The organism is Arachnia propionica (assembly GCF_900637725.1).
Classification (GTDB): domain Bacteria; phylum Actinomycetota; class Actinomycetes; order Propionibacteriales; family Propionibacteriaceae; genus Arachnia; species Arachnia propionica.
The window spans coordinates 2,239,455-2,258,415 of the sequence record NZ_LR134406.1 but is presented as its reverse complement, the minus strand read 5'-3'; the positions used below and the strand labels follow the sequence as shown (position 1 = coordinate 2,258,415).

At 67.9% G+C, this 18,961-nt stretch carries 16 protein-coding genes; 10 read left to right on the top strand and 6 right to left on the bottom strand.

Annotated features, from left to right (window positions below; translation table 11 throughout):
• The 4 genes from EL272_RS09950 to EL272_RS09935 are packed head-to-tail and all read left to right on the top strand — an operon-like array spanning nucleotide 1 to nucleotide 4,008.
• A complete protein-coding gene (locus EL272_RS09950; protein ID WP_014847069.1) occupies nucleotides 1–750 on the top strand; it encodes a lysophospholipid acyltransferase family protein in 750 nt (249 codons plus the stop codon).
• On the top strand, nucleotides 750–1,937 hold the full coding sequence (locus EL272_RS09945) for a sensor histidine kinase (protein ID WP_014847068.1): 1,188 nt from the start codon (nucleotides 750–752) through the stop codon (nucleotides 1,935–1,937). The genes EL272_RS09950 and EL272_RS09945 overlap by 1 nt, the downstream gene beginning before the upstream one ends.
• Nucleotides 1,934–2,602, top strand: coding sequence for a response regulator (locus EL272_RS09940; protein WP_244926068.1), 669 nt, complete (start codon nucleotides 1,934–1,936; stop codon nucleotides 2,600–2,602). Before EL272_RS09945 ends, EL272_RS09940 begins: the two co-directional genes overlap by 4 nt.
• 20 nt (nucleotides 2,603–2,622) lie before the next feature.
• On the top strand, nucleotides 2,623–4,008 hold the full coding sequence (locus EL272_RS09935; protein ID WP_014847066.1) for a class II 3-deoxy-7-phosphoheptulonate synthase: 1,386 nt from the start codon (nucleotides 2,623–2,625) through the stop codon (nucleotides 4,006–4,008).
• Nucleotides 4,009–4,027: 19 nt separating this feature from the next.
• Here the strand turns inward: EL272_RS09935 and EL272_RS09930 are convergent, their stop codons facing one another.
• From EL272_RS09930 to pknB, 4 genes are all read right to left on the bottom strand, one after another.
• Nucleotides 4,028–5,224, bottom strand: coding sequence for a hypothetical protein (locus tag EL272_RS09930; RefSeq protein ID WP_061788306.1), 1,197 nt, complete (start codon nucleotides 5,222–5,224; stop codon nucleotides 4,028–4,030).
• 115 nt (nucleotides 5,225–5,339) lie between these two features.
• Nucleotides 5,340–6,518, bottom strand: a complete 1,179-nt coding sequence (locus tag EL272_RS09925; RefSeq protein WP_014847064.1) for a hypothetical protein — start codon at nucleotides 6,516–6,518, stop codon at nucleotides 5,340–5,342.
• A gap of 27 nt (nucleotides 6,519–6,545) precedes the next feature.
• On the bottom strand, nucleotides 6,546–7,475 hold the full coding sequence (locus EL272_RS09920) for a DMT family transporter (protein ID WP_061788307.1): 930 nt from the start codon (nucleotides 7,473–7,475) through the stop codon (nucleotides 6,546–6,548).
• Between the two features lie 75 nt (nucleotides 7,476–7,550).
• The gene (gene pknB, locus EL272_RS09915; RefSeq protein ID WP_014847062.1) at nucleotides 7,551–9,695 is read right to left on the bottom strand and encodes a Stk1 family PASTA domain-containing Ser/Thr kinase; all 2,145 of its coding nucleotides are present in this window, start codon (nucleotides 9,693–9,695) and stop codon (nucleotides 7,551–7,553) included.
• A 114-nt stretch (nucleotides 9,696–9,809) separates the two neighbouring features.
• Between pknB and EL272_RS09910 the strand changes: the two genes are divergently transcribed.
• From EL272_RS09910 to EL272_RS09885, 6 genes are all read left to right on the top strand, one after another.
• Nucleotides 9,810–10,439: a hypothetical protein gene (locus EL272_RS09910; RefSeq protein WP_126409408.1), complete on the top strand. Its 630-nt coding sequence runs from the start codon at nucleotides 9,810–9,812 to the stop codon at nucleotides 10,437–10,439.
• 75 nt (nucleotides 10,440–10,514) lie between these two features.
• Nucleotides 10,515–11,522: a Fe2+-enterobactin ABC transporter substrate-binding protein gene (gene fepB / locus EL272_RS09905; RefSeq protein WP_061788309.1), complete on the top strand. Its 1,008-nt coding sequence runs from the start codon at nucleotides 10,515–10,517 to the stop codon at nucleotides 11,520–11,522.
• On the top strand, nucleotides 11,519–12,511 hold the full coding sequence (locus tag EL272_RS09900; RefSeq protein ID WP_073970124.1) for a FecCD family ABC transporter permease: 993 nt from the start codon (nucleotides 11,519–11,521) through the stop codon (nucleotides 12,509–12,511). The genes fepB and EL272_RS09900 overlap by 4 nt, the downstream gene beginning before the upstream one ends.
• Nucleotides 12,508–13,539, top strand: coding sequence for a FecCD family ABC transporter permease (locus tag EL272_RS09895; RefSeq protein WP_061788311.1), 1,032 nt, complete (start codon nucleotides 12,508–12,510; stop codon nucleotides 13,537–13,539). The genes EL272_RS09900 and EL272_RS09895 overlap by 4 nt, the downstream gene beginning before the upstream one ends.
• The gene (locus EL272_RS09890; protein WP_014847057.1) at nucleotides 13,536–14,324 is read left to right on the top strand and encodes an ABC transporter ATP-binding protein; all 789 of its coding nucleotides are present in this window, start codon (nucleotides 13,536–13,538) and stop codon (nucleotides 14,322–14,324) included. Before EL272_RS09895 ends, EL272_RS09890 begins: the two co-directional genes overlap by 4 nt.
• Nucleotides 14,321–15,433: an enterochelin esterase domain-containing protein gene (locus tag EL272_RS09885; RefSeq protein ID WP_061788312.1), complete on the top strand. Its 1,113-nt coding sequence runs from the start codon at nucleotides 14,321–14,323 to the stop codon at nucleotides 15,431–15,433. Before EL272_RS09890 ends, EL272_RS09885 begins: the two co-directional genes overlap by 4 nt.
• Here EL272_RS09885 and EL272_RS09880 read toward each other — a convergent pair.
• Both EL272_RS09880 and EL272_RS09875 read right to left on the bottom strand, forming a co-directional pair.
• A complete protein-coding gene (locus tag EL272_RS09880) occupies nucleotides 15,419–17,788 on the bottom strand; it encodes an HAD-IC family P-type ATPase (RefSeq protein WP_082793920.1) in 2,370 nt (789 codons plus the stop codon). The two genes, EL272_RS09885 and EL272_RS09880, sit on opposite strands and share 15 nt — an antisense overlap.
• Nucleotides 17,778–18,860 carry a polyprenyl synthetase family protein gene (locus tag EL272_RS09875; protein WP_014847054.1) on the bottom strand — a complete coding sequence of 361 codons (1,083 nt, stop codon included), beginning with the start codon at nucleotides 18,858–18,860 and terminating at the stop codon, nucleotides 17,778–17,780. Before EL272_RS09875 ends, EL272_RS09880 begins: the two co-directional genes overlap by 11 nt.
• Between the last annotated feature and the right edge of the window lie 101 nt (nucleotides 18,861–18,961).

Below are 18,961 nucleotides of genomic sequence, written 5' to 3'. Positions count from 1 at the left end.
ATGTGGTACAAGTTCTTCAAAATCTTCATCTTCCGCCCGCTGGTCCGGTTCGGGTTCCGCGCCCGGATCCACGGCGCCGAGAACGTGCCCGCCAACGGTGGGGCCATTCTGGTGAGCAATCACATCGCGACGATGGATCCCGTGATCATTCCCGCGATGCTGCCCCGGAAGGTCACCTTCCCCGCGAAAGCGGAGTTGTTCGACGGGAGCAAGAACCTCGGCCGCGCCATCGTGGCTTGGTTCCTGAAGGCCATCGGGATGGTCCCCATGGACCGCGGCGGCGGCCGGGCCTCGGCCGCGTCCCTGAAGGCCATCTTCGAGGTGCTCGATGCCGGCAAGGTGATCGGCATCTTCCCGGAGGGAACCCGGTCCCCTGACGGCAGGCTCTACAAGGGCAAGACCGGGATGGCGCGCATGGTGCTGGCCTCCGGCGCGCCGGTGCTGCCCGTCGGTCTGATCGGCACCCAGACCGTCAGGGGATTCCTCGGCATTCCCTGGGTGCGGCGCCCCGTGGTCGTGGTCGGTGAACCGCTGGACTTCTCCGACCTGAAGGGCCGTGAATCCGAGACCCGCACCCTGCGCTGGGTCACCGAGGAGGTGCAGGCCGCCATCCAGTGCCTCACCGGCCAAGAATACGCCGACGTCTACGCCACCCGGGTAAAGTACGGCGATCTCAAGGAGAAGGGCTCCGACGAATTCTTGCGGCCCCGTCCCGGAGGTGGGCCCAGGCCGGCGGCGAGCGAAGGGTGATGCCCGGGACGCCCCCGACGTCGGCGCGCCTGGGCTGGGTCCAGGCCGCTTCCTCCTGGTTCCGCAAGGACTACGACGTGCTGGGGCGGGTCTTCGTGGTCACCGCGACGGTGCGCGTGGTGTTGGCGATTCACACGGTGGTCGTCTCCCTCTGGTTCGTCTACCCGACAGCCAAGAACCAGGCAGGGCTGCTGATCTCCTTGGCCGTCATCCTGCTGTGGACGTTCTTCGTCACCTTCCTGCTGCGGCGCCCCACCGACCGGAACCTGTGGGTGCACCTGGCCGACGGCGCCGTGACGTGTTCCCTGATCTTTGCCACCCCCTTGGTGACGGCCCAACCGTACGGGCAGACCTCCCTGGCCGGATACTGGATGACGGGGTGCTGCCTGTATGCGGCCGTGCTGCGGGGAACCGCAGCCGGGATCACCGCCACCTTGGCCACGGCGATGCCCCTGCTGATGATCCCGCCGCGAGTCACCATCTCACGGATCGACCTGGTGCTTTCCATCCTGCTGATGAGCATCTGCGTGGGGGTGCTCATCACCCAGTTCAAACACACCATCACGGAGCAGGAACGGGCCCGGATCCGTTCCGTGGCGCTGGGGGAGCGGGAACGCCTGGCGAGGATCGTTCACGACGGCGCCCTGCAGGTGCTGGCCCTCGTTGAACGGGAAGGACCCGAGCTGGGGCCGCGTGGGCTGCGGCTGGCGGAACTCGCCCACGAATCCGAAACCCAGTTGCGCAACCTCATTCGCGACAAGGAGATCCTCAGCGAGAACGCCACCCGGCAGGTGGACCTGGCGGCCGCCCTCGACAGGTTCCAGAGCACCAAGGTGGTCGTCTCGACCATGGCCGGGCAGGTCCTGGTTCCCAGGCTCATCGCCGAGGAAGTGGAGGCCGCTCTCATCGAGGCGTTGAAGAACGTGGAGAAACACGCGGGCCCGGGAGCGAAGGCCTGGGTGCTGCTGGATCAGGAGGATTCGGAAGTGATCCTCTGGGTGCGCGACAATGGGGTCGGAATGGATCTCTCCGAGGCTGCCTCCGCCGGGGAGCGGGGACGCCTCGGGATCAGGGATTCGATCGTGGGCAGGATGACGGCGCTCGGAGGAGCCGCCGTGGTCAAGTCCACTCTGGGAGAGGGCACCGAATGGGAACTGCGATTCCCGGTGAAGGTGGGAGAGGTGTGAACGAGATCACTCGGAACCGCGTGATGCTGGTGGACGACCACCCCATGTGGATCGAGGCGCTGGGCGAGGACCTCACCGAGGAGGGCTTCGAGATCGTGGCCGTCGCCAAGAACGGAACGGAGTGCCTGCAGCGGGCGCGCGCCACCTGTCCCGACGTGGTGGTGATGGATTTGCAGATCCCCGCCCCGGACGGGGCGACCTGCACCGAACTGCTGGTGCAGGAGTTCCCGGACATCCAGGTGCTGGTGATGTCGGCCAGCGGAGAACGGGAGGACGTGCTGCGGGCCATGAAGTCCGGGGCCCGGGGGTACCTGGTGAAATCGGCCTCCAAGGCAGAACTGATCGAGGGGGTGCGGCGCACCGCCGCGGGGGATGCGGTGTTCACCCCCGGTCTGGCCGGGTTGGTGCTGGGCGAGTTCCGGCGGATGGTCAACGTCGCCCACAGCCACGACGACGACGGCCCGGTGCTGACCACTCGCGAGGTGGAGGTGTTGCGGCAGGTGGCGAAGGGCCTGGCCTACCGGGAGATCGCGGAGGAGTTGTTCGTCTCCCACCGTACCGTCCAGAACCACGTGCAGAATGTGCTGCGCAAGCTCCAGCTCCACAACCGCGTGGAGTTGACCCTCTACGCCATCGACCAAGGACTCCACGACCCGAACGAGTGAAGTGGAGTAGTCTTCCCGCCATGTCGTCGATCATGTCCCGGGCCGAGTTGAGATCCCTGCCGATGCTTCAGCAGCCCAACTATCCGGACGAGGCCGCGCTGGACAGCGTGATCGACGCCGTGGAGAAACTGCCGCCGCTGGTGTTCGCGGGGGAGTGCGACGGCCTGCGGGCCAAGCTCGCGGAGGTCGCGGAGGGGCGGGCATTCCTGCTGCAGGGCGGCGACTGCGCCGAGTCCTTCGAAGCGGTCACGGCGCAGCACATCAAGGACAAGCTGCTGGTGCAGCTGTCCATGGCCGTCGTGATGACCTACGCCGCCCAGGTCCCGGTGGTGAAGGTTGGGCGGATCGCCGGGCAGTACGCCAAACCCCGCAGCAAGCCGACGGAAACCCGGGGGGAAACCACCCTGCCCAGCTACCGGGGTGACGCCATCAACGGGTTCGACTTCACCGAACAAGCCCGGGCCCACGATCCGGAACGCCTGATCCGTCTCTACAACGCCTCCGCGGCCACCCTCAACCTGGTGCGCGCGTTCGTGACGGGTGGTTTCGCTGATCTGCGCGGGGTGCACACCTGGAACCGTGATTTCGTCGGCAACCCCGAGGTGGAAGCGGCATACGAGGAACTGGCGGCGGAGATCGACCGGGCGCTGACCTTCATGGTCGCCTGCGGGGTGGATGACAGGGCGCTGTCCACCATCGACTTCTACGCCTCGCACGAGGCGCTGCTGCTGGAGTACGAACGGGCCATGACCCGGGTCGACTCCCGTTCGCAGCAGGTTTACGGCTGTTCGGGTCACATGCTGTGGATCGGGGAACGCACCCGGCAGCTCGACGGCGCCCACGTGGAGCTGTTGCGGCGGGTCCGGAACCCGCTGGGGATCAAACTGGGTCCCACCACCACACCCCGGCAGGCCATCGAACTGGCCGACCGCCTCGACCCAGACCGGGAACCGGGCCGGATCACCTTCATCACCCGGATGGGCGCCGACCGGGTGCGCGAGGTGCTTCCGCGGGTGATCGAGGGGGTGGAGGAGACCGGACGCAAGGTCGCCTGGGTGTGCGATCCGATGCACGGCAACACCTTCGAGGCCGCCAACGGTTACAAGACCCGCTCCTTCAACGACGTGGTGGAGGAGGTTCGTGGTTTCTTCGACGTCCACGACTCCCTCGGTACCTGGCCGGGAGGCCTTCACGTCGAACTGACTGGCGACGACGTCACCGAGTGCGTCGGCGGTGCTCTGAAACTCGAGGAAACCGACCTGGCCGACCGCTACGAGACGGTGTGTGATCCCAGGCTGAATCGCAATCAGAGCCTGGAGTTGGCCTTCACCGTCGCCACCAGGCTCCGCAAGGGACGCCGGAGCCGGGGAAATCCGGTGCTGGACTTCCGGGCCAAGGAACTGTGACGGCTCCCCAGCGCATTCCTCAGCGCCCCGGTGGCAGGGCGCCGATCTCCGGAACCGGCCTGGGCCAGATGCCGAGTTCGCGCCAGACGAAGTCCGGTATCCGGCCGAAGAAACCGTGGAGGAGGAACAGCATAATCTCCACCCGCTCCAGCGGCCACTCGGGGTCGCGGGCGGTGATCACCCCGTTCTGATCGATGCCGAAGGACAGCGCTGGGAAACGCAGGAAGAACTCGAGCTGCCTCGGGTTGAACACGTCGGAGGCGAACCGGGGGCTCCAGCAGCGCACCGTGAAGCGTTCGTTGAAATCGATGGACTCGAAGTTCTGAACGTCACCGCTGCCTGCCATGTTCACCGAGATGGGGATGAAGTTGAAATTGACCCAGAAACCGCAGAAATTCTCGATGTGGTTCTGCACGGTGGCGGTTTGCCCGGTGTAAGCCGCGGTTTGCCACTGGTGGGTGGCCCGGATGAAGGAAATGGGGCCCCTGAGGCAACGCACGATGTTGAGCACCTGGCCGCCCGGGGTGCTCAGGGGGAGATGCTGGGCCAGCGAGTCGTCGCGTCCCACGAACTCCCAGTCGGGATGATTCGCGAAGGAGACGTACGGCAGCGGCGGTTCCCATTCGTGATCGACGGCGGGGGAGCCGGTGATGGCCGCGTGAGCCGCGGCCAGCCACTCCACGGCCAGTTGGAGCGTCTTCAGTTCCTGGTTGACGTCCAGGAGCACGAACTGGTCGTGGTCGATGGTCAGACGGTTGTATCCGAGGGAGGGCAGCAGCGGGGCGATGGCATCGATCACGGCGCGCCCGTAAGTTGCATCCTGGAAAACCGCCTTTATGGGTCCCCAGGCATCCATGATCAGGCCCTGAACCCCGGGAATCGGGACTGATTCGTGGAAGAGATGGAAGGGCGGCATCGAGTGCGGCAGCGGCATGCAGACGACCTGCTGCTCCCCGTCCCAGAAATCGCTGCTGTACCGGAAGGCCTGGAAAGGGAGCCCGGACCGGGATCTTCCCACCACCTGCTGCTTCACGTTCCGGTTCATCCCGATGCCGAACGGGGGTAGGTTCAGCCCGGCCGTGATGCTCAGGTCGGGCTTGTCGTTCCAGGACCAGCCGAGCCGTTGGAGGGCGCTGTGACGAAGGTGCTGGGGAATCAGGACGAGGCCTGCGATGACTGCACCGATGAGCAGACAACAGAAAAGGAACAACGCCACCCCTCCAGTGTGGCAGGAAGTGGTGTCAATCGCCCGGTGAAATCGTCCCCGTCGACCGCCGGAAAACGTCGTTCCACGCCCTTCCCCTGAGGGTGCGTTTCTCCCGCAGGACCCCTCAGCCGCGCCGTTTCGGGACCGGCCGGGGCCATGCCCCCAGCTCCTGCCACACGAAATCCGGAATCCAGCCGAAGAACTCCTGGAAGAAAACCAACATCGCGCCGATCTGTTCCGGCAACCATTCGCCGTCGGTGACCTGGATGTTGCCCTCAGGTGTGATCGCGAACCCTGCCGGGGAGGTCCTCAGCAGGTGCTCGATCTGACGCTGGTGGAACACATCGGATGCGAACCGTGCGCTCGGGCAGCGCACCTTGAAACGTTCGTTGAACTCGATGGACTCGAACTTCTGCGCCCTGCCCCGACCCATGTTCACCGAGACCGGGATGAAATTGAAACCGATCCCGAAACTGCAGAAGTGCTCGGTGTGTTCCCTGGTGCTGCTCCACTCATTCTTCGCGTTCCGGGTTTTCCAGTTGTGGGTGACCCGGATGAAGGTGATGGGCCCTCCCAGGGACTGCACGATGTTGACCACCTCGTGGTCGTAACCGCCCAGCTCCAGGGGCAGGCGGTTCAGCAGCGAGTTGTCGCAGTCCGTGTACTGCCAGTCGGGGTGATCCGTGAAGGAGACGTGCAGGGGCGCGCTCTCGTACTCGTGACTCACCGCGGGGGAGGACGCGATGGCCGCTTGGATCCGGACCAGCAGTTCGACCGCGGCCTCCAGCGATTTCAGGTCGCTCTTGACCCCGAACATCACCAGCTGGTCGTGGTCTATCGTGAGTTGCCTGGCATCCAGTTCCGACAGGAAGGGGCCGATGGCCGCCGCCACCGCCCCGCCGTAGTCCTGGTCGAAGAAGAGCATCGTCTGTGTGCCGTCGGACGGGTGGGGGCCGCCGATCCCGGGAAGCGGAGACGTCGCGGTGAACCGGTAGAAGGGCGGCATCGAGTGGGGGAGGGAGACGCAGACTATGTGGTTCCGGTCCTTCCAGAAGTCGCTGCCGTACCGGAATGCCTGGAAGGGGACACCTCCGTGGGACCTGCCCACCACCTGGTCCTTGACCGTCCTGTTGAGCCCGAGACCGAACGGCGAGTGGTTCAACCCGACGGTGATCCTGAGATCAGGGTGATTCACCCACTTCCAGCCGAGGCGTTTCAGGGCGAGGTGGTGGAGAATGCTGCGTGTCACGAGATAACCGATGACACCTACGACGATCACCCAGAACAGGATTTGCAAGTCCATGGGTAGAAGTCTTACCGCAGAAACGGTTCAACTTCTACGGCGGGCGCGTCGCGAACGCAGTTCCTCGACGAGCGTCTCCAGGAATTTGGCGCGACGCCCGGGCCAGGCGGTCAGCAGGAGTGCCGCCACCACCAGACCCCCGCCCAGGAGAACCTGCCAGGTGAGTTCCTCCATGCCGAACCCGATGGCGAACACTGCGGCCCACATCGGCTCCGAACACATGATCACCGCCGACGTGGTGGCGGGCACGTAGCTCTGCGCCCAGCTCTGCAGGAACAGCGTGACGGCCCCGCAGAAGATACCCAGGTAGAGCACCGGCCACCACAGATCCCAGGTGGCTGGCAGCTGGTAGTCGGCGAAGGGCAGGAAACAGAGCATCCCCCCTGCCCCGGTCAGGGCCTGCATCAGGGTGAGCGACTGTACCGTCTCGGGTTCCACCCAGCGTCCCAGGAAGATGATGTGGAGGGCGAAGAGCACCGCCCCCAGCAGCGTGATGGCCGTGCCGAGTCCGAACCCGTCATTCCCGCCGCCGTCATTCCCGAGAGCCAGGATGCCGATCCCGGCCAGCGTCAGGGACACCGCTATCCAGGTGCGCCCCGGGGTGGGTTGTTTCATGATGAGGGGGGTGAGGATCGCGGTGAAGACCACGTAACTCGCAGTGATGAACCCCGAGAGCGAGGGCGGGGTGTGTTCCAGCCCCACCATCTGGAGCACCAGACCGGTGTTGAAGATCAGGCCGAGGATGATGCCCCGTACACAGGTTTCGCGTTTCATCCTGAGATGGGGCAGGAAGGCGGGCAGCAGGCACAGGGCGGTCAGGGTGAGCCGGGAGATCAGAAGGTGGGCGGGTGTCATGGAGGACTCGTATGCGCCCTTGGCCACCACTACCGTCGACCCCCAGGCGGCTGCTGCCAGCAGCAAAGCGAATGACGGCAGAAACCGGCGGTTCGAATCCACGCCGACAGCCTATAGGCAACTCCTGGCCGAGGACGGCATCGGTTGCGTCTCCCGGGAACCGGGAGGACCCATGGGTCATGTCACGTAGAGGATGACGGTGCTGCCCTTGGGGGCCGTTGAACCGGCCGAGGGGTTGGTTCCCGAGGCGAACCCGAGCGGCGCGGGGAAGATGGAGTTGTTCTGGACCTCCACCTTGAACCCGGCGCCCTCCAGTTCCTTCTGGGCCTCGTCGGTGCGTTTGCGAGCGACGTCCGGCACGGTCACCATCTCCGGGCCCAGGGACTTGACCAGTTTCACGGTGTCGCCGCGATGCCCGGTGCCGCTGGCGGGATCCTGGGAGATCACCTGCCCGGCTGCGACGGTGTCCGAGTGCTCCTCGGAAACCTCGACCGTGAAGCCCTGTTTCTTGAGTTCCCTGCTGGCCTGGTCGGCGTCGGTTCCCTTGTAGTCCTTTATGGTGATGGGTTGGCGGCCCTTGCTGACAACCAGGTCGATTTTGGCGCCGGGGGGCAGAAGATCCCCCGCCGATGCGCTGGCGGAGATCACCAGGCCGGCCTCGACGGATTCCGACCAGTCCTCCTTCACCTGCCCGACTGCCAGATTCGTCGATTCGATGGCGGAGCGGGCCCGGGAGAGTTCCTGCCCCACCACTTCGGGCATCGCGTAGCGCTCGGGACCTTTGGAAACGGTCACCGCGACCTTCGTGCCCCGGAGGGTCCTGGCGTTTCCGGCCGGGTCGGTGCTGATCACCGAACCCACCGCGACGTCCTCGGAGAACGCCTCCTGGGTGGTGTATTCGAGACCGTTGGCCTTGAGGGCCTGGAGCGCCTGCTCCTGGGGGATGTTGGTCACCTCGGGGGTGGTGGTGAACCGTCCCTCGGCCCACCACCAGGAGACGGAGACGACGATCGCCGTGACGACCAGCACCAGGACGAACAGCATGATGCCCCGGCGGCGCCGGTAGATCGGGTCCTGGGAGAACTGGGGGAAGATCGGCGTGCGGTGGGAACTCGGGGAACCGTTCCTGCCGGGACCGGGAAGCGTGGCCCGGGGCGGTTCCCCCGCGGAGGACGCCGACCTGGCCGAGGTCGCGGACCGCGGCGAGGGTGCAGAGGCCGGTGACCGGAGGGACTGCGGCTGCACGATGGCCGTCACCGCGTCCGGTGAGACCTCCTCCACGACCGGGTCGGGTGTCTCCGCGGACCGGGGACGAACGGGGATCGGCGGCAGCTCCTTGAGGGGGCGCGGGCGCGGCTCGGGGCGCGGCGAGATCTGCTGGGTGGCAGCGTCGCCGTCACCGGGCAGAGGACGCAGCTGGGCGGCCAGCGCCGGGTTGTGCTGTCCCGGATTGCTTGCCAGTTCGGTACGGACCCGGCGCAGCTTGTCCATGAGTTCGCGGCCGTCCGCGACGCGGGCCTTCGGGTCGCGTGCGGTGCAGGCGGCCACCAGGGCGTCGAGGTAGTCGGGGATGAAACCCGGGAACCCCAGTTCGCGAAGCTTCGCGGAAGGGGCGGGCACGTCGATGTTCACGTGCGCGTAGGCGATCTGGTAGTTGTTCTCGCCAACGTGCGGTTTCTTGCCCGTCAGCAGCTCGAACAGGACGATTCCGGTTGAGTAGATGTCGCTGCGCGAATCCGGGCGGGCGTGGGTGACCAGCTCGGGGGGCAGGTACGAGGCGGTGCCGACCAGTACCCCGGTGGCGGTCATCTGCGGGGACTCGGTCTGGCGGGCCAGGCCGAAGTCCGCGACCTTCACGTGGCCGCGGGTCGAGATCATGACGTTCTCGGGTTTGATGTCGCGGTGGACGATCCCTGCGTCGTGGGCGGCCGCCAGGGCCGAGGCGATGGGCTCCAGGTAGTCGAGGGCCAGCACCGGTTCGAGGGGGGCATCACGGGCGATGAGTCTGCGCAGGGTCTCACCGTCGATGAACTCCATGACGATGTAGGGCTGTCCCCGGGAAATGCCCTGGTCGAAGATGCTGACCACCGCGGGATGGTTGATCAGGGCCGCGGAGCGCGCCTCCCGGTCGAACTTCGCGGCGAACTCGTCGTCCTCGCCCAGGTCGGTTCGCATGATCTTGACCGCGACGGTCCGCTGGAGGCGCCTGTCACGTGCCCGGTAGACCGTGGCCATGCCGCCCCGCGCGAGTTTCGCGAGAATTTCGTAGCGATCGTCCAGCACGCTTCCGACCATCGGGTCGTAGGTACTGCTCTTGTTCACCGCGGTCTCCTGGGGAAGGTAGGGGATCTGGGCTGGGCGATGGGCTCGGCCAGTAATGAGTGTAGGCCGATACCGGGACGGGGGAGTTCTGGGCGCGCCGCGTAGGCTTCTCGCATGACGGTAATGCACAGTCTGCGTTCACGGATCCTGTTGGCGCGCGTGGCGGTGCAGCTTCCCCTGGCCGAGGCCGGGGACCGGCTGCCGGGGCTGGTCCTAGGAGGAGCCGACGTGGCGGTGCTGACCACCGGTGGTGCCGCCGACCGGAGGAGGGACCTGAAGATCCTGCGGGACCTGGAACGCTACCTCGGTCAGCGGGTGCTGCTGGCCGTCGACACCCCGGAGCTGGAGGCGGACGTGCGGGTTCTCTTCCCGGGCGAGCAGGACAGGTCACGTCCGCATCAGTGGGCGCTGCTCGGGCAGGCGGTTCAGGAGCAGCGGCAGATCGTCGAACCGGACGGGGCCTTCCAGTTCCTGGCGGTTCCCGGGTCCTCCCCCGGTTCGCCGCTGCTGCGTGCCGCCGTGGAGAATCAGCCCCCGCTGCGGCGGGATTCGGTTCCCTGGTTCGCCGCGGGTGGGTTCGACGCCGGATCGGTTCAGGCCCTGGTGGAAACAGGGGTCCGGCGCGTCTGGCTCGCCGAGGGCGGAACCGTGGAGGAGCTGGAACAGATCGACGAGATCCTGCGGCGGGCATGGGGTGAGGACCCAGCGTACGAGGACTACCTGGACTTCGCGGTCCGGGCGTGAAACCCCCCGGGTCGACCAGCCACGAATTGGTACTGTGAGGCCTGCCTATCCTTACAGGTAAAGAGGTTTCATCACATGACCAACCCACTTTTCAACCCGATATCCAGGCGCACGTTCTCCGGTTTGGTCCCGGTCCTGCTGACGCTGGGGCTCACCGGCTGCGGATCCGGGGGAACCTCCGGGGGAGGGGACGCCTCGTCTCCCGCGAGCGCCCGCACCGTCACCCACGACCTCGGCGAGACCGTCATCAACGGCACCCCGAAACGGATCGTGTCCACATCGGTGGTGCTGACCGGCACCCTCCTGGCCCTGGACGCACCCGTGGTCGGTTCCGGGGCGTCGAAGCCGGGCGCCGAGGGATTCGACGACGTCGGTTTCTTCTCTCACTGGTCGGCTACCGCCAAGGAACGCGGTGTAAAAGCCCTGTACACGAACAGCAAACTCGACGTTGAGGCCGTGACCGCGGAGAAACCGGACCTGATCATCATCGCATCCACGGGAGGGGACAGCACCAAGGACGACTACGACTCGCTGTCCAGGATCGCTCCGACCGTCGCCATCAACTACAACTCCGAGAGCTGGCAGACCGTCACCCGGAAGGTGGCCGACGTCACCGGCACGCAGGCCAGGGCCGAGGAACTCACCAACACCTTCAATTCGAGGGTCACGGAACTCAAGGCCGGAATGAGCGGGGTCCCCACCGACCCGGTGCAGGCCATCGTCTACACCCCGTCCAACGGCCTGTCCTTCGCGAAACCGGGCGGCCCCCACGACGAGATCTTCTCGGCTCTCGGTTTCAAACTCGCCGAGGCACCCGCCAGCAGCGGTGAAGAGGGAGCCAACCGCAAGGACTTCGTGTTCGCGACGGTGGAGCAGAGCGTGCAGGCACTGACCTCCGAGACCCTCCTGCTCGTCTCCGGTGACGACAAGACCGTCGAACAGCTGAAAGCAGATTCCAACTACAACACCACCCAAACCGTGAGCAGCGGCAAGCTGGTGCCGCTGGGGATCTCCAGCTTCAAACTGGACTACTACAGCGCGCTCGCCATGGCCGAGACCTTGGCGGCCGCCTACTCGGGGTGAGCAGGCCTGCCTGGGTGCTGCTCGGGTTGGTGATCCTCCTACCCTGCCTGGCCATGGCATCGTTCCTGTTCGGGTCCGGCGAGGTGCCCGCCGAGCAGGTGATGGCGGTGCTCTCCGGCGGTGGTACCGGGCAGCAGCGCCTCATAGTGCTCGGGATGCGCGGCTCCCGGACCCTGATAGCGCTGGTCGCCGGCGCCGCCCTCGGGATCGCTGGGGTGCTGGTGCAGGCGCTGACCCGTAACCCGCTGGCAGAGCCGGGACTGCTGGGGGTCAATGCGGGCGCCGCCTGTGCCGTGGCCATCGGCCTCGGTCTCGCCCGGTCCCTGCCGATCGCGATGATGATGCTGGTCTCCCTTGTCGGTGCGCTTGTCAGCGGACTGGTGGTGACCGGGGCAGCGGGGGCCTGGCGGGGACGTCACGACCCGGTTCGTATCGTGCTGGTGGGGGCTGCCTGGAGTGCGGTCGTCTCGGCCATCACCACGGTCATGCTGCTCAGCGACCCCAGGATCTACGCAGAGTTCCGTTTCTGGGACGCGGGGGCCGTGATGCCGCGGCCACTGGACCTGGTGATCGCCGCGGCGGGAACGCTCGGGGCCGGGCTGCTGGCCGCGCTGCTGCTGGCGAGATCCATGGACGCCCTGGCCCTGGGGGAGGAGTTCGCCAAAGGACTCGGCCTCGCGGCCGGGCGGGCCCGGATGCTGGTGGCCCTCACCTGTCTGGTGCTCTGCGCGGCGGCGACGGCCCTGGTGGGTCCGGTCTCCTTCCTCGGGTTGATCGCGCCCTTCGCAGCACGGCTGGTCGTCGGCCCGAGGCATCGCTCGCTGATCTGGTTCTCGGCCCTGCTGGGTGGGGTGACGTTGCTGGCTGCCGATGTGCTGGGCCGGGTGGTGAACCCGCCCGCCGAGGTGCAGGCCGCCCTGATGTGCGCCCTGCTCGGGGCGCCGTTGTTCATCGGGCTGGCCCGGGCGCGACGAGGGGTGCAGCTGTGAGCCTGCAGGTGCGCTCCGTGCGACTCGGGCCCGTCAGTTTCCGTGCCCGACCACGAACCTGGCTGGTCGCGGCCCTGGCGTGGGGCATCGCCCTGGCCGGGGCGATCGCGGTGCTGTTCTCCGGTTCCGTGAACATGACCCCTGAACAGTTCTGGGCGGCCCTGGCCGGGGTGGGGGAACGCGCTGACATGCTCCTGCTGTGGGAGTTCCGGATGCCCAGGGCAGTCACCGGCCTGGTGGTCGGGGCATGTCTGGGCACGGCCGGCTGCCTGTTCCAGGCGTTGTCGCGCAACGCCCTGGGATCCCCGGAGATCATAGGTCTGACCGGTGGCGCCGCGCTGGGGGCCGTGGCCTCCGTCATAGTTTTCAGATCCTTCGGGTGGGGCACTGCGGTCGGGGCGATCATCGGTTGCCTGGGGGCCGCCCTGCTCACCTGGGTGCTCTCGCCCAGGGGATTCGGCGGCGGCAATCGTCTCATCCTCATCGGTCTCGGGGTTGCGTCCCTGATCCAACCGGTGACGGTGCTGCTGCTCACCCGGGCCGACAGCGACTCCGCTACCTCGGCCCGGCTGTGGCTGACCGGCACCCTCAACGCCCGCAACTGGAGTCACGCCGCGGTCGGCGCCGTGCTGTTCGCGGTGATCCTGCCGTTCGCCCTGCTGATCTCGCGGCACCTCGACGCCGCCGCCCCGGGAGAGGACCTAGCCGCCGGGCTGGGGGTCTCCCGCCGCTTCACGCAGTGGACGGCGACCGGCGTCGGGGTCGCGCTGACCGCGGCCGCGGTCGCAGTTGCCGGACCCATCTCGTTCATCGCGCTCGCGGGCCCGCACGTGGCCCGCCGGCTCCTGAAGGGACCAACCGCCCCCGCGGGTATCGCGGCGGGCACGGGGGCGGCGCTGCTGGTGGCTGCGGACCTGGTGGGGGCGAACCTGCCGGGTGGTCTGCAGCTCCCGGTGGGGGTGACGGCCGGTCTGCTGGGTGGCGCCTATCTGCTGCTGCTCCTGAACGGACAGGAAAGGAAGAAATGACCGGAACCGCCCAGGAGTTCCCGCTGAAGGCCTCGTCGGTGCGGCTCGGCTACGACCGGAAGATCGTGATCGAGGACATCACGCTGGAGGTGCCCGAGGGGGAGCTGACGATGCTCATCGGACCCAACGGATGCGGCAAGTCGACGCTGCTGAAGGCCTTGGCCCGGGTGCTCGCTCCCAAGGCCGGGTACGTGTACCTGGGGGGAACCGACATCCACCAGCTGCGGACCACCGCCGTCGCCCGCAGGCTCGGGTTCCTGCCGCAGCGCCAGTCGGTGCCGCCGGGCATCAAGGTACTGGACATGGTGAGTCGAGGACGGTTCGCCCATCAGAGGTTCTGGTCCCGGTGGTCGCAGGAGGACGAGAAGGCCGTGGCCTCGGCACTCGAGGTCACCGGACTGACCGATCTGCAGCGGGCCGACGTCGACGAACTCTCCGGCGGGCAGGTGCAGCGGGTGTGGCTGGCGACGGTGCTGGCCCAGGACACACCACTGCTGCTGCTCGACGAACCCACCACCTTCCTGGACATCGCCCATCAGTACGAGGTCCTGAAACTGGTGCGCGGGTTCCGCGACGCAGGACGCACCGTCGTCGTGGTGGTGCACGACCTGAACCAGGCCACCCGGTTCGCCACCAACCTGGTGGTCATGAAGGACGGGGCGGTCGTGGCCTCAGGGCTGCCCGCCGAGGTGCTGACCGCGGAACTGGTCGAGAGCGTCTTCGGACTCCCGGTGCTCATCGTACCGGATCCGGTCACCGGGACCCCGATGGTGGTGCCGCGATGACCATGCACCTGCCACCCACGCCCCTGTCCGCCACGGGCGCCCCGCACCCTGCGGACCCGGAGCTGCCGGACCGGCTGGACCACTCCCCGATCATGGGGAAACGGTGTGTGATCGATGGCGTGGAGATGGTGGAGGTCACCTTCGTCGCCCACGAACCCCGGGGGCGTGAGGTGCTGGTTCACCTCAACAGCCTCACCGATGCGATCCGCACCCGGCTGGACCCCGCCGTCATGAACCCGATCGGGGGCACTGCGATCCAGGCCCTGTCCTGGTGGCTGCCCGCCGACGGCTGCTACTCCTACCGCTACTGGCGCAGCGACGAAATACCCCGCGACATCGGTGCAACCCGCGAAGGCTGGCTGCGGGTGCACCGGGAGGGTGAACCGGATCCGCTCAACCCCGAGACCCTGCCCGCCTTCGACCTGCGGGAACAGTCGGTGTGGCGCGGACCTGACTTCCATCCCGCCCCGTGGGCCCCGGCAGGCGAGGCCGAGCAGCGGTGGCGGCTGCACGACGGCAGAAGATTCGCGGTGCTGCCCGGGGACGACCGGACCCTGGTGCTGTTCGACGGGCTTCGCTGGCGCCTGGCGGGGGTGGCATCCGCGTTGCGGGCCGCAGGGTTCGGGCACACCGTCGTCGCCGTCGACACTGGGGAGGGAGAACGGCGGGCCGCGTGGCTGACCACGGCTCGGGGCTGCGCCCCGCTGGTGGAACGCGCCCGGGAACTGGCCGGGGCGGGCCGCGAGGTGATCGCCGCCGGGCAGTCGTTCGGGGGCCTGGCGTGCGTGGAGCTCGCGACCCACCGGCCGGATCTGGTCACCGCAGTGATCGCCCAGTCGGCGTCGCTGTGGTTCGCGGGCGATCCCGTTCCGGATCCGGAGGCGGAGGGCATCCTGCTGCGCGATCTCACCGCGGGCACGAGGACGCTGGGGGTGCCGGTGGTGGTTCAGGCCGGCACCGACGAACGCGGCCTGATCCAAGGCGCCCGGCGGCTGGCCGGGATCGCGGAGAGAACCGGCCGGTTGGTGTCAGCGGAGGAGTTCCGTGGCGGCCACGACCTTTCCTGGTGGCGGCACGGCCTGCTGTCGGGCCTGTCAGCCCTCGTCTGAACCCCGCCAGATCCGTGCCGGCTCGCCCCGGTGCCTGGCGGTCAACCACCACACGGCCTCCACCAGCCCGGCCCCGACCAGCCCGGCCACGACCCCGAACAGGATCGTCGACGGATTGTCCAGGTCCAGCAGCAGCTGGCCCCGCAGCCACGCCCACGGAATCAGGAACATGGCCAGGTAGAAGGCGTAGGAGACGACCACCAGGCCGAGCCGCCACCACACCCACGGGCGCGCCACCACGGCCAGCACCCAGACGGAGGTGATGATCAGGGCCGCCAGGGTTGCCGTCGAGGCCTGCGCCTGCACGACGGCCGACACCGCCCCGAAACCGCGGGTAACCACGTAGGTGACGGTGGAGACCGCCCCGATGATCACGCCCGAGGGCACCGCCAGCGACAACACGCGGCGCACGAAACCTGGCCTGGCGCGTTCCTTGTTGGGGGGCAGCGACAGCAGGAACGCGGGAATGCCGATGGTGAACCAGCCGACCACGGTCATCTGGAGCGGGATGAACGGGTTGGGCAGCCCCATCAACCCGATCACCAGGGCCAGGAAGACCGCGTACACCGTTTTGCTGAGGAACAGTTTCGCGACCCGCTCGATGTTTCCGATCACCCGGCGGCCCTCAGCCACCACGTGCGGGAGGGTGGCGAACCGGTCGTCGAGCAGTACGATCTGCGCGACCGCCCGGGTGGCGGGGGAACCCGAGCCCATCGCGACCCCCAGGTCGGCGTCCTTCAGGGCGAGCACGTCGTTGACGCCGTCACCGGTCATGGCGACGGTGTGGCCCCGGGACTGCAGGGCCGCGACCATGGCGCGTTTCTGCTGCGGGGTGACGCGCCCGAACACGTCGGCCCCGGCGATCTTCTCCGTGAACTCCTCGCCCTCGGCGGGCAGGGTGCGGGCATCCACGGCCTCGGCCACGGACACCCCCAGGGAGCGGGTGACCGCACCAACTGAGGCCGCGTTGTCACCGGAGATCACCTTCACGGCCACGTGCTGGTCGTTGAAATAGGCGAGGGTGTCGGCGGCGTCGGGACGAACCAGCTGGTCCAGCACCAGCAACGCGACCGGCGTGACCGTCCCCGGCGCGCCGGGGGAGTCGACGGGCTCGGATGCGCGGCCCAGCAGCAGCACCCGGCGGCCCGTGGAGCCGATCTCCTCAGCGCGGGCGGCCACGTCGGCCGGGGCCAGCACGTCGGGCGCACCCAGCACCCAGTCGCCGCGCGTCCCGAAGGAAACCCCCGACCATTTCTTGGCCGAGGTGAACGGCGCCCGGGCGGTGACCTCCCACGGCGAGGAGGCCGCGGGGGTGGCCTCGGCGATCGCCGTCATCGAAGCGTTGGGTGCCGGATCGGCGGCGACGAGCTGCGCCAGCACCTCGGTGACCTCGTCCGCGCCTCCCGCCAGGGGAATCACCTCGCCGAGGGTCATGGCGTTCTGGGTCAGGGTGCCGGTTTTGTCCGCGCACACCACGCTCACCCGGGCCAGGCCCTCGATGGCAGGCAGTTCCTGCACCAGGCACTTGCGTCGTCCCAGCCGGATCACACCCAGCGCGAAGGCCATCGAGGTGAGCAGCACCAGACCCTCGGGGATCATCGGCACCAGGGCACCCACCATCCGCAGCGCCGATTCCTGCCAGGTGGTGCCCGGCTGGCGGAACTGCACCCAGATGGTGAGCAATCCCGCAGGGATCAGCAGCCAGGTCACGAACTTCAGGATGCGGTCGATGCCCGCCCGCAACTCGGAGTTGACCAGCGTGAACTTGGCGGCCTGCGCGGTCAGTTGCGCCGCGTAGGCCTCGGCGCCGACCTTCGTGGCCCGGTACACGCCGGAACCGGAGACGACGAAGGCGCCCGACATGAGTTCGTCGCCCACGGATTTGGCCACCGGATCGGCCTCACCGGTGAGCATCGACTCGTCTACCTCCAGGTAGTCGGCGGCCACCACCTCGCCGTCGACGACCACCTGGTCGCCCGGGGACAGCGCGATGAGGTCGTCGGCCACCACCTGGTCTCGCGGCAGGGAGACCCGTTGCCCGTCGCGCAGCACGACGGGATGGGCCTCCCCGATCACGGCCAGGCTGTCGAGGGTGCGTTTGGCGCGCAACTCCTGAACCATGCCGATGATCGAGTTGGCGACGATCAGGATCGCGAACGCCCCTTGGGCGAACTGCATGGTCGCGGCGACGATCACGAACAGCACCGCCAGCATCGCGTTCACGCGTGTGAAAACGTTGTCGCGGACGATCTGCCAGGTGGTGCGCCCCGAGCGTTCCGGCAGCGTGTTGACCTTTCCCTCCCTGACCCGCTCCGCCACCTGGCCGGCGGTCAGGCCCTGCAGCTCACCGGTCACGATCGGTGGCCAGTCCGGCGAGTGTGATGAGGGCCGAGCGTCCCTCTGCGTCCATGTCGGCTCCTTCCAGAGCGGTCAGGGCATCCGTGGTGGAACGGGCGATGAGTTCCTCGCAGGAGTTCCGTGCCCCGGTGGCCTCGATGATCTCCCGGGCGGTGGTGAGATCCTCCTCGGTGAGCCCGGGGGTGCCGAGGAGGGAATCCAGGGTGTCGTGCTGGCGGGCGTCGCCGTTCTCCAGGGCTGTCAGCACCAGCACCGTGCGTTTGCCCTCCCGGATGTCGTCGCCCGCGGGTTTGCCCGTGGCCTCGGGATCCCCGAAGACCCCGAGGATGTCGTCGCGCAGCTGGAAGGCCCTTCCCAGCAGGGAACCGTAGGTGCCCAGAGCCGCGAGCAGCCCCGGCGGGGCCTCGCCGAGCGTCGCACCGAGTTCGGCGGGGCGTCGCACCGAGTAGCGGGCGGACTTGAACTCCAGCACCTTCTCGGCGGTGTCGGCCTGGGCCCGCGGGGTGGAGCGGTCGGTGGCCCCGAACGCGGCCGCGACGTCGAGGTACTGGCCGAGCAGTACCTCGCTGCGCATTGTTGCGAGCACCGAGGCGGCGCGGCGAACGGCCTCAGGGGAAAGGCCGGCGTTCTCGAACATCTCCGCGCTCCAGGAGAACAGGACATCGCCCAGCAGGATCGCGGCGGCCTCCCCGAAACGGGCGGCCCGGGGGCCCGGGAGGAGAGCCTCGAAACGGCGGTGGGCCGATGGCGCGCCGCGCCGGGTGTCGGAGCCGTCCAGCAGGTCGTCGTGAACCAGCAGGGAGGCGTGCAGCAGGTCGAGGGAGGCGGCGGCGCGCAGCAGCGGGCCCGGGTCGATGGGCCGTCCGGCGGCCGCGACATACCCCCAGTAGCAGAAGGCGGGACGCAGCCGTTTCCCACCCGCGACGCAGGCGTGGGCGGCGTCCAGCACCGCCGTCGCGCCCGTTCGGTCCGCGAGACCGGCCTGCTCGTCGAGGAACTCCGCGAGTGTCCTCCCTACCGCCGAGATGAAAACCGAACTCATCGGGTCGTGGGCGGGGGGAATCAGCATGCGCCCCAGCTTAGAGGTCGAGTCAATCAGGCCCCCGGCACAACTTGATCGAAGCTGATTGAACCGGGCTGTTACGAAGGAACGGCCCGTGTCGAAACCGC